The organism is Neglectibacter timonensis, assembly GCF_900048895.1.
Lineage (GTDB): Bacteria > Bacillota > Clostridia > Oscillospirales > Acutalibacteraceae > Acutalibacter > Acutalibacter timonensis.
The window spans coordinates 40,017-51,514 of record NZ_LT160632.1 but is presented as its reverse complement, the minus strand read 5'-3'; the positions used below and the strand labels follow the sequence as shown (position 1 = coordinate 51,514).

The window sequence follows — 11,498 nt, the reverse complement described above, 5'->3', positions numbered from 1 at the left end:
AGCGTCTGTTCCCCGGAAAGCTCTGGAATCCCAAATTTCTCCATCCCTTCGGCGGCCCAGTCCGGAAGCTCAGCCGCAGGCTGTTCCGGATACAAAATCTCCGCTCCCCCGTTCTGCGCCATCAATCCAGCCGCTTCCTCCGGGGTGATTTCCCCTTGGTTCAGCAGCAGCTGAATCAACCCCCGGGCGGCTTCCTCTCCCGCCTGGCTTTGGGAGGACGTTTGGCTCTGCTCCGGCAGTGCAGACCCGGCTTTCTGCGGGACCAGCCCGCTGTTTCCCAGCCGTTCCTCGTACCAGTCCGGCAGCCTCCACCTGTCGTCAGGCTCAAAATTCTGCAATGCGTCGGCCTCTTGCGGGTCGATCAGCTGCGGAAGCTCTGCCGCGGGCTGTTCCGGGTACAAAATCTCCGCTCCCCCGTTCTGTGCCATCAATCCAGCCGCTTCCTCCGGGGTGATTTCTCCCTGATTCAGCAGCAGCTGAATCAGACCCCGGGCGGCTTCCTCTCCCGCCTGGATTTGAGCGGACGCCCGGTCCTGCGGCTGCGGCGTCAGCCCGGCGTCCGGCCCCGGGGGGAAGAAAGCCTGCCCAGACCGGTTACCCGCCGCCGGAGGCTGAACCCCCTCTCCGGGCAGGGCAAGTCCCCCCTGTCCTCCGGATGCCTCTCCCGTCCACGCCAGACCTGTTCCCGGACCGCCGCCCGCCAGTTCCAGATAAGCCCGCTCCCCGGAAAGCAGACCGCCCTGGGGCGCCTCGCCCGCCTGCATCAGCTCTCCATACACCTGCCTGGCCTGAGCTCCCTGCCGGGCGTCCAGAAAACCGTTCCAGGCATGTCCTCCCGCCGCAAGGATGGCCGTGCTCAGGCCTCCCAGCAAGGCGGCGTACATGGCGTCCGACTTGTAGAATTTCTCCTTTGCCAGACTGTTCGCCGTCTTCCAGTCACAATGGTTTTCCTCCATCAATTGATACGTCATCTCGCTGACCCGGGATTTCCCCTGCATCACCGCCTCGTCCCAGGCTGTTCCGGCTACCTGTTCCCAGTAGCTGCCCGTCGCCCCTTTTTTCGCGCTGAAGAAGATGTCCATCAGGATCGACGTCCCCTCCTGTTTGCCCCCGGTAAAGATGTTTGTCAGCTTCTTCATCGGCGCCTGTTCCAGCGCCGCCGTGATCGCCGCCATTCCCACGCCGGACAGGACGGCCTCGTCGTTGGTGGCTCCGCGGCTGGCCGCGTCCGCATAGGCCTCCTCCCCTTCCATCAGGGACATGTAAGCCAGGCCCAGGCTGGGCGCTCCCGCGCTGCTCATCATCAGCGCGGGGATTGTGTCCGCCACACCGTACGCAATATTCAGCGCCCCCTGGGCCAGGGGATTCCCCTCCAGCATTTCCAGGCCGGTATTCCGGTACACGTCGTTCACATGCTGGGCCCTCTGTCCAGGAGTGTTGGGATTTGCCGAAGGCTTGTAGGGGCTGTCCGGGCTGCCCGTCCGGCCCGCCGCCACGTCCAGCAGTGTGCCTCCCACTCCGAAAATCTTGCTTGGCACAGAGAAGAGTCCAGCCCCAACCGGGTCCCCCTCTGCGTACTCCTTCGCGTTCTGCACCATCCGGCTGTTGGTCCGTGCGTCCAGCTTCCGCCGGAGCGTCTCCTTATACTCTTCTTCCCGGCCCTTGGACAGATAATAGTAATAGTAGGGCTTTTCCTCCTCCGTCATGGTGTCCCGGTCATCCAGCATTCCCCTGCCCTTCCCGCCGTAGAAGGCGATTTTGAACAGCTCCTCAAGCGTTTTCTCGCCCTCCTTTACACGCGTTCCGAACTCCGGATCCTCCAGGGCGCTGTTTTCCAGTTCCAGCCTTTTCTGTTCCAGCTCCTTCTGATACATCAAGTTGTTCCAGTCCGTCCACCGCTGCTGCCAGACGTCCCGCTGCTGGGTCAGTTCCGCCAGCTCATCCTCCCAATTTACCGGGCTTTCCAGAGGGCCAATCCCAAAGGGATCGCTCTCCTCCCCAAAGGAATTCTTTTCCTCGAATCCCAGGGAAGGAAGCTTCCAAAGATTTCCCTGGCTGCCCGGATGGAGCTTCGCAAACGGGTCGTTGGCCAAAAAGGAGTTCCCTCTGGCACGGCTCATCGCCTGCTTTGTCTGTTCCAGCTGGGATTTGATCCACGCCCCGTCCTCCTTTGTGTAATTCAGCGCGTCCGGACTCCCAAGCGGCGGAAATCCGGAAAGCTCCGGCGGTTCCTGCTCCCACTGGCTGCCGGAGGTAAGCTTGTACTCTTCCGGCAGCTTCAGGGGATTGTTCCCCACGTGCTTCGCAGGCTTCGGCAGATTGATCTTTGCTTTTTCCTCTTCCCATTCCTGCAGCGCGTCCCTCACCCAGGCCCGGGCGTATTCCATCCTTTCCTGGTCTGACGTCTCCCTTCCTCTCTCCTTCCAGTTTCTCGCCCCGCCGGAAGAAGCCCGGTACTTTCCGTAGGAAAGGCGGGCATTTCATGCCCGAGGGGTTCTTCCAGAAGATGGCCGAGCGGAAGCGAGGTCATCTTTTCCCCTCCGGTCTCTACCTGCATCTTTTTCCTCCTTTTTCTTCTCTTTTTTTTCAAAAGAAAAGACAGCCCCGAAGGAACCCCTCCGGAGACTGCCTTTTTTCCACGCAAAAAAGGGAACGGCGTTTCCGCCGCTCCCCTTTTCATTCCATTTTCAGCTTATAGCATAGCACAGAACCCATGTAACATAAAAGAACATCTTTTCCGCTGGACCGCCTTCTTTCCTCCCGTATGGCGGACAAGCCCTCCGCCGCGTCACCCTTTTACCGACCCGAGCTTCCCATTGACATAAATCGGCTCCCGCGGCTCTCCAGAATACCACCAAATACACTCTACCCTATATTTCTCATAGAACAACTCTATTTTTGATTCAGAAACTCCACATTTACTTGTAACTTCGTACGCCTACTTTTACGGTATCTATACTATCTCACCAATGCCACTGCCATTCAACCAGAAACTTCTTCTGCTCCTCTGGCAGCAAATCAATGAGACCATCCTTCTTTTCAGCAAAATACTGCAAAGAGCTTGTCCAGGAGACCGCCTTCATTGCTACGGCCTTTTTCAGGCTTTGGCTGTACGCCGCCGCAAGATCGGAAGACGGTATGCTAAATAGCCTGTCAAAAATTATTTTCGCACCCGGCCACCTGGTATCTTTCTCCCATTCGAAAAGGTCTTCCAGATATCTTCCCAGTTCCTTATCCGTTCTCTGGCTGAGAATTTTAGCACAATTTTCCCAGAGATACTTCCCCTCAGTTGGACGGATAAAGACGGATAGGTGCTTGACTTTTTTGGCTAATTCTATCCCTTCTTTTTGAATTTTGGGGTCTTTGCGGGAATCCAGCATATCCAGCAGTTTGTCGATTTCGCTATCCGTTTGTGAATTTTGTATCTCAACATCCACAGTCTCACATATAATCAATACCTGCCCGCCAGAAACCATTTGAATCACAATAGATACGAATAGTATATTTTGATTCAGGTATGACGGCTCCTTTTTGTACTTTGCTTCCTTTACTTCTCTAAGAAGCTTCAGGGGCAGACAGTCTTCCTGTATTGAGATTCCGGCTATTTTTTTACCAGACCCTATTTCTGTATTCCGAAGCGTATAATACAGCACATTGTGGAGGTTCAAATATACAATCTCTCCTCTCGATGCGCTATTAAATTGCAGATACACCTCCCGATTACGGTAATCATAGTCAATTAAGGTAAAATCGCAGCCAGCAACAGGGATTTGCTTTATTTCTTCTTTGTTATGAAAGTCATAGTGCATTTTCAATCCTGCTTTCTGATATATTCCAGTCTCTTTTTGTGATAACTCAGTCTTTCTCTCAGCGGTCAACAGCATAGCTCTTTTCTGTAAAGTCAACTGACTCACATACTATTGTGAGAGAATCGCCAGAAGTCATGGAAAGTACCGACTCAAGATATCCGTCAGGGACCTGGAAGCCGGATTCTTCTTTCCGGAACAAACTACATACAAAAGTGTTATCCTCTGTATCATGCTGATGTTCCCAAAAGTAGACATGGGGACTGGCTCCCCAAAAAGCACAGCTCTGCATTTCAAACAATACTACATTCACAAACCGAAAGCAGAATTTCTTTTTTTGATATTCTTCTGTTAGCTCAAACTTGATTTCGTGGCTTTCACTATCATAGTGAAAGCCCGAAAAACAAGCGTCAACTACATTCATCCGGCTAATTTCTTCCGCTGTTGTTGTTTTATCTATTTTCATCCTTCTATCCTCCAAAGAACATTGAACGCCATGGTTCAGGGATCGGCGTACCAGGCAGATAATGAATGCCCTCATTATGATGGTTTGCATCTCTTGGCCTCATAGTATGGTAGTGCGAAGTATTATTTAAGTCTTGATTCCATTCGAAAATTACCACGCTTGTACCTGGATATACCCAATGAATAATCCCGCCATTCTTGCCCTGATTCATTTCAACACGGGGTATTCGTTCGAGCCCAATCGGATTAAAATCCATTGGGTTGACAGGAAAAAGTATGGGCGATTTCTTTTCTCTGGAGGCGATTATTTTCTTTTCTTGTTCCTCGAATTCTTTTGCATAATCTCTTTTCGGAATATCCGACGCACTGTTCCAGGAACCTGCTATCGAACCAGAAGTGGCACTACCAGTAATATTTTGCACAAACTGAACAACACTTGACGCAATAGCTGCCAAGACAACAGTCGCTATAAAGAACAGACCGATAGCTATTATGTCATCAACAATTGCAATATCGCCGGACGGATCGCTATAATTCACCGGATCATTATTGCAGTACGCAAACATATTGTAGCCCAGGATACCCTGACCAGTGGAGGCAAAGCTGTCCGCGCTGATGAATCTGGAAACCACCGGGTCGTAGTATCTGGATTGGAGATAGTAGAACCCTGTGTCAGTATCGTAATAGTAACCCCGGTACCGCAGCGGGTTGATATCCGCTATGCTTCCGGCAGCGGAAACCGGTTTTCCCCACGCGTCGTAGGCATAGCTTGCTATCACCGTTCCGTACTGGTTCTCGATCCGGACGATGTCCCCCTGCTGGTTCGTCATGTAGTAACCGGTGATTCTCTCTCCTCCGTTCGCGGGGAAATAGTACAGCGCCACCGGCGCTCCGGCATTGTCATAGAAGAAATAGATCTCATTCCCGGACCAGCCCTGCCACATCAGCTTTCCGCCCGCATACGCGTACTCATACGTCACGCCATTTACCGTTTTGCTTGTGCGCAGGCCATCTTTATCGTAGATATAAGACACATTTTTTCCGCTGGCGCTGGCGGTACTTAGCTGTGTGCCGTTCTTCCAATCCATCGCCCAACGGGTCCCGTTGTAGTAACTCACCGGATTCCCGCTTACTGCCGTACCAGATACCGTGTTGGAAGCGGCGCTGTAAGTCTGTCCCTCATAGGCAATCCCCTGGCCTTTAAATGCCGTCAGCAAATCGCCCCAGCTGCTGTTTCCATAGGTATAGGTGCTCCCAGTTCCACCCAGCGCACGGCTCAGCAGATTTCCCGCTGTGTCATAGGTATACGTTTCCGTCCCGCGGCTGTCCGTAGCCTTGGTGATCTGTCCCAGTCTATCATACTCATAACTGGACTCCAATGCAAGGGCATTTGTTCCGGTACGGCTGTATACCTCTTTGATGTTCCCTGCCGCGTCGTACTTGTACTGGTATCCCAGCTTCATGGACGTACCGTCTGCCGTTAGATAGTTAAAATAATTGATCTGATTGGTTTCATGGTTTGTCGTTCCCGCGTTCGTATAATTCCTTCTCCGCTGGTAGACACCCTCCAGCGTTTCCGACTGCATCCGGAGCAGGTTATCATACCCAAAGCTGATACTTCTCCCTGTTCCCAGCAGCATACTGTGCAGCGTGCCGTTGTTGTTATTGTAGGTATAGGCATCCCAGAGGACGATCGGAATCTGCCCCGGTACCTTCCAGGACTGTGCGCACAGCCGGTTCTGGGCATCGTATTGGTGCTGCGTTTCCAGCTCCGTTACCCCATCCCCACTCTGCCCGCTGCGGATCAGCCGGCCCAGGCTGTCATATTCGTACAGGTAGTCCGCTATGAGGTTTCCAGCTCCGTCCAGTACGGCGCTGCGGGCAACATTCCCGTTGGCGTCGTATGTATTGACCTGGGTATAATCCAGCAAATTTCCCGTCCGGTATTCCGCCAGTACGCCCCGTCCATAGACGTCATACGAATAACGGATCGAATCGCCGTTTCCATAGGTCATCTGCGTCAGGGGGCCGTTGTTTTCCGCATACTCGTAGTCCCCCAGCGTGATGGGGGCTTCCCAGGCAACATCCGCTTCACTGCCTGCATTTTTTCCGCTCTGTACCTGCACGCTGGTGATATTTCCCCAAGAATCCGCAGGCATTAAATATCTCTGCCAGTTCGTCGTGCTTCCTGCAAAACTCTTTCTGGAAGTGACCGTCAACTGCCCGTTTTCGTAGGTGCTGCTCAGCGCATAAGTCCCAGAGGAAAATTTATTCGTCACCCTGTCTGAACCAGCGCCATACGTCTGGGTTTCCGTCAGGGTCCCGCCCTGATAGGGAGTTATGGTACTGCTCAGCCTGTTCAGGTTATCATAGGTATAGCGGGTGGTGATGTTATTCACGTCGGTAACGGATGCCGTATGGTTTTTATCCGCCGTGTAAGCAGCACTGCTCTGCATGTAAATGCCGGAGGTGCCCTTTTGCAGCTTTGCCAGGGTATTGTTTCCAGCCGTATCATACTGCGCCGTCAGATTTACCCCGTCGTTTGTGGCCTTTGTCATGTTATGATCGCTGTCATAGGTGTAGTCAAATGTTCCCATAGCTGAAGAAACGAATTTGGTCAGATCCGGACCGCTGTAGGTATAGGTGTCGGTACTCTGGCTGGATTTCGTGACAGATTTCAGCTTTCCATTGGAATCATAGGTATAGGTCTGCGCAGGCTCCTCGGTCAAAGAAATCTGGTCAAACCAGGCGGTATTCACATTGTGGTCGTAAGCCAGGGACACCGTAATGCTGGATACCGTCTTTCCTGCGCGTTTCGGTACAATGAAGCCAGACGTATACTGCCATCCGTCATACTGCGGATCAAACGATACATACTGATATTCCGGTGTGGCAGTATCTGAATACAACACTTTCACAATCATGCCAAAGAAACGCTGGTAGGTGCTGTTGTCGTTGGTCAAGTCCGTAATTGGCGCACAGTCTGTGACAGACATCGCTTTGCCCCAGCCAGAAAGCATATAGGTGGTATCAGAAGGCCGGTTCACAACCACAGTCTGGGAAGCCCGGCGCTGTGCATCCGGGTGGCCCAAAATCTGGAAAATGAAACCGCGGCCGGCGTCGTCCCCAGTTGCACGTACCGGCTGTGCCCTGGCAGTGTCATAGGTCCAATAAACCGGTACAGAGGTTATGCTGGGACCGGAGGAATTCCAGAGCTCTACCCCGCCCATTTGCAGCAGATTGGCGGAAGAGGCGGTTCCCTGTTTCCCTTCAGGCATTTCCGCAGAGGCCAGCACCACCTCTTCCAGTTGGAAATCATCGAACGCCGCATACGTACTTGCATTCTTTACATTAGCCGACACCCGGTAATCCCCGCTGTTATCCGGCGTGAAACTCACCTCCAGACGGCTCCAGCCGGACTGGATTTTGGCAGAGGTGGCAGAATTCAGTATATTGCTCTCTGCAAGCGTTACACCGCTGGTATTTTGAAAGCTGACGCTCATCCCCCCATCTGCGCCAAAATTCTGAATACCGGAGGAATTGGCATACCCGGAAAACACATATGTTTTCCCCGCCTCCAAATATACCGTCTGCTGTCCGCTTACCGTGCCACTGCTGCCGGACGGAGCGTACATTTTCATCAAATATCCACCAGTCCTGGGGGTAATCGCAGGGGTTACTTCACTGACATTGGCACGAAGCGCTGCGTTTCCTCCGCTGATGTTTGTGGAAACATTCCATCCATAAGAAGAATTTGGGTTCTGTTCCAGGCCGCTGTTGTTCAGCCGGTTTCCGGAAGTAATACCGGAGGCTGCAGCCCCGGTAACACGGTTATTTGTCTTAGACGTCCCAGTATTTTTGGTATAAGCCGCCGCAGACGTTCCTAATACCTTGCTTCTGTCTGTATTGTGATTGACCACATTCACAGTACGCCCGGCAATGTCAAAGGTATAGTGGGTGACGATATCGTCTTCCGTTTCCGCAATATGATCTTGACCATAGAAGCGGTATTGCCGCTGTTGCAGGCTGGGCGACCAGTTATGCCATGCATTCCCCACACTCTGCGTCCCATTTATGCTGGAGGCAATAAACTCCTTCGCATTCTGGACAAGCCAGTTATCATATTGGTTCTGATAACCGAACTCCACTCCGGCTTGTGCTTCGCCATCAAAAAGTTTGGTCAAAAGCTGTGCCCCGGCTGAATAGGCATACTCAGCCTCATACCCATCGGGGAACACGATTTTGCTGAGCTTTTGCATGCCGGAAGACGGCAGCGTATATTGCAAGGAAACTTCCCGTCCCTGGGAATCTGTAACCTTGCTCAAATAGTTTCCAGAATAGGTAAACTTGCAGATCAGTACCTGCACATCTGCAGCGCTGCCATTGTCATTTGCCTGCCAAATCTGCGTCATCCGGTTAGATTGACCGGCCTTGGGTTTCCACACAGTTGCAGACGGATTTACCGGATTCGAGGTACTGTAAGCTGTATTGTCGTTATACAGGAAATAAATCGTATTCCCGTTTCGGTCTATGAGCTTTGTCAAATATCCGTTGGTAAACTCTTTCCGATTATTCGTCTCATCCTTTAAAGTATGTACAGTTCCTGAAAGTGAAAGCGTAAGCCCCAATCCCTCATCGTCCTGATAGGAGCTCTGTCCTGGCTTTATTTCAAAGTAATGTTCTGTGCCATCGGCATCCGTGTAGATATAATACTCTGTGGAGACATCATTTGTTTTCACAGTTTGCTTCACCACAGTTTCCTGCACATTCAGCTTCCAGCCGTCTCCTATGTTCATGGTAGTATAATCGGCAGTATGGATCCCTACCGCATTGTTCGCCGTAAAATATCTGCCATGATAAGGAGAGTTATAATAAGCGGTAAGAGAGAAAGGCATCACTTCACTGTAGGAAGAAAGCAGGGTATTAGCCACTGTGAGCTGGGAAGTATAATCTCCCACATAAGCGGTGCCCGCCCTGCCAACAGAAGCGGTTTGATAGGTATATCGGCCTTCCAGCCCTACATTGTTGCGGTAATAGATCATGAAGACGGGAGTAGCTCCCACATTCATCCAAAAGGCACTGGCTGCATAGCTGGAGCTGCTGAACTGATTGGGACCGATGGCATCCATCGCAAGGATTCGGTTGGAAGTTTTGTTAGCATACCATTTACTTACCACACGGGAAATATCCCACGTCACATAGCTCCCTTGATTTCCAGCATTCACCCTGGCATAAGCTTCCGAGACATTGGCATCAAAAGCAGGCTTTGTGTTCCAGGTCATTGCTCGTATCCAATCCGCAGCCGTGCCGTATTGGCTGGGTTTTACGGCAGTGACCTCGTGGGCGCGTAAAAACAGGCGGTTCATGCCCACCGCACTATAGGTATGCTGGTACATACCCAATACCGCGTTTACCACACTACAGTTGGAAGGGAGCGTAGGAAGCTTGCCGAACTGAACGAAAGACTGAATATCCCTTCCATAGGAATCATGGCCGATATAGAGGCTCTCTCCTCCAGCTCCCGTGTTGGTGGTACCGGAGGTCAGCGTTGTAGCTGTGATACTGCCCTGGTAATCTCCGCCATAGAGAATCACGGTAGGGTCAATCATCACGGGGAATGTACGGTCTTCTGCATCTATCCATTCTTCATTGGCTTCCACAGTCAGGACATATCCCTCTGTTGTGTGGACAAGTTCATATTTTGCATCATAAGATATTTTCTGTTTTGCGTCCACCATATAAGGAGCAGGGATTTGATAGATGATCTCCTTTTCCTCATTCATGAGATCCACACCGCCGTTTTCCTGCAGAACTGGCGTTAAACCGTTGAAATTCAGCAGGAAGTCATAGCGGTAGTTTTTCTGCTTTTTATTGATTACAATGCTCTCTTTCACATTGAATCCATAACTCTGATACTGCAGATCCACACCGGGCATGACGTCCTTGTAGGTTACTGTAGAAGAGATTTTCTTGGGCTTTACCTGTTCTTCCAAACTAATCCGCGACGCCTCCGGAACATTGCCCGTGATCCCGTCAATGCTATTGTTAGGGACTTTTGACGTTACGGGATTCTCAATTTCAGCCGTAACACGCTCAGCCATCGCTGACAGTTCTGTTTCCTCACTACCTTCAACCGGAGGCACTTGGCTTCCTGTATTTTCCAGCTCGCTGGCCAGGGAAGACTCTGGGACCTCCATGCTCTCCTCCTGCTCGCCGGGCAGGGAAGACTCTGGGATCTCCGTGCTCTCCTCCGGCCCGCTGGGCAAGGAAGACTCCAGGGCCTCCTTGCTCTCCTCCGGCTCGCTGGGCAGGGAAGACTCCGGAGTCTCCGAGCTTCCTTGTATCTCTTCAAGCTGGCTGGAAAAGGATTCCGTATTTTCTTCCGCCAGTCCAGAACCGAGAGACTCTTCGTCATTGATCTGCGAATTCTGGGATTTTGCCTGGTCTGTTGTACTTCCCGCATTGTCAGCCTCTGAGTTTATTTCAGAATTCTCCGATTCTGGCCGGCTGCTTTCTCCTTCAGAAACTTCCGGAACTGATTCCGGTGTTTCTGACGATGAAGATCCTAACTCATCCTCTGATGGCAACGCTGAAGATTCCAGTTCCTCTTCCGGCTCCTCTTCAACCTTCTTTTCCGTTATCAACATCTGCGCTGTTTCTGGATGCAGGACTGCCATACCCAAACCATACTGGTTATTAGTGAGGGAAAACAATGTCTCATCGGGACGCAAAACCGCTGCAAAGGATTTTATTTCCTCCCCGTTCTCTGCACGATAGACGCTTGCAGCAGCCGTTTTTTCCAATATATTTCCCGATGCTTTCGGGGAAGTGACTGTCAATGTATTATCGATATCCGCCCATTTTCCTTCTTCTACTTCATAATGCACCGCCCAGGGATAAGAAGCGGCCACATAAGAACCGTCGCTCAGGCGAAAATGCTTCGCAGAAGCTTCCCGCTGGTCCTCCTCTTCATATAGCACGTCAAGTTGACCTGTTATTTCTTCTGTAAACCCTTCGGGTGGAATGTTTTCTTCCGCGCTTGGAGCGGCCATCTGAAAAGCATCCTCTGCCGCCGTCGCCTGCATGGGACCGGCCTGTAGCAGTAACGCCGCTGTCAAAGCAACCGCGATTGCCTGTTTCAGTTTCTTCATAACCCTTTTCCTCTTTTCTTCTTTACTCCTTAACGTTTTGCTAGCCTTATGCAGCTGTAACAACCATATGATAAGA

General features: G+C 51.6%; 4 protein-coding genes. All 4 read right to left on the bottom strand.

All coding sequences use genetic code 11. The features are described 5' to 3' along the window. A partial coding sequence (locus BN3911_RS00320) for a hypothetical protein (protein ID WP_207644487.1) occupies nucleotides 1-2,387 on the bottom strand: 2,387 nt, incomplete at its 3' end. A 576-nt stretch (nucleotides 2,388-2,963) separates the two neighbouring features. Then, complete coding sequence (locus BN3911_RS00310; protein WP_066859781.1) at nucleotides 2,964-3,878, bottom strand: hypothetical protein; 915 nt, start codon at nucleotides 3,876-3,878, stop codon at nucleotides 2,964-2,966. Beyond that, on the bottom strand, nucleotides 3,868-4,272 hold the full coding sequence (locus BN3911_RS00305; RefSeq protein ID WP_066859778.1) for a hypothetical protein: 405 nt from the start codon (nucleotides 4,270-4,272) through the stop codon (nucleotides 3,868-3,870). Before BN3911_RS00305 ends, BN3911_RS00310 begins: the two co-directional genes overlap by 11 nt. A gap of 4 nt (nucleotides 4,273-4,276) precedes the next feature. Continuing rightward, on the bottom strand, nucleotides 4,277-11,422 hold the full coding sequence (locus tag BN3911_RS00300; protein WP_066859775.1) for an RHS repeat-associated core domain-containing protein: 7,146 nt from the start codon (nucleotides 11,420-11,422) through the stop codon (nucleotides 4,277-4,279). Nucleotides 11,423-11,498 lie beyond the last annotated feature (76 nt).

Bases quoted from the DNA above. Each gene is read 5' to 3' on its own strand.
- BN3911_RS00300 (WP_066859775.1), bottom strand. From the start codon at position 11,422: ATGAAGAAACTGAAACAGGCAATCGCGGTTGCTTTGACAGCGGCGTTA.
- BN3911_RS00305 (WP_066859778.1), bottom strand. From the start codon at position 4,272: ATGAAAATAGATAAAACAACAACAGCGGAAGAAATTAGCCGGATGAAT.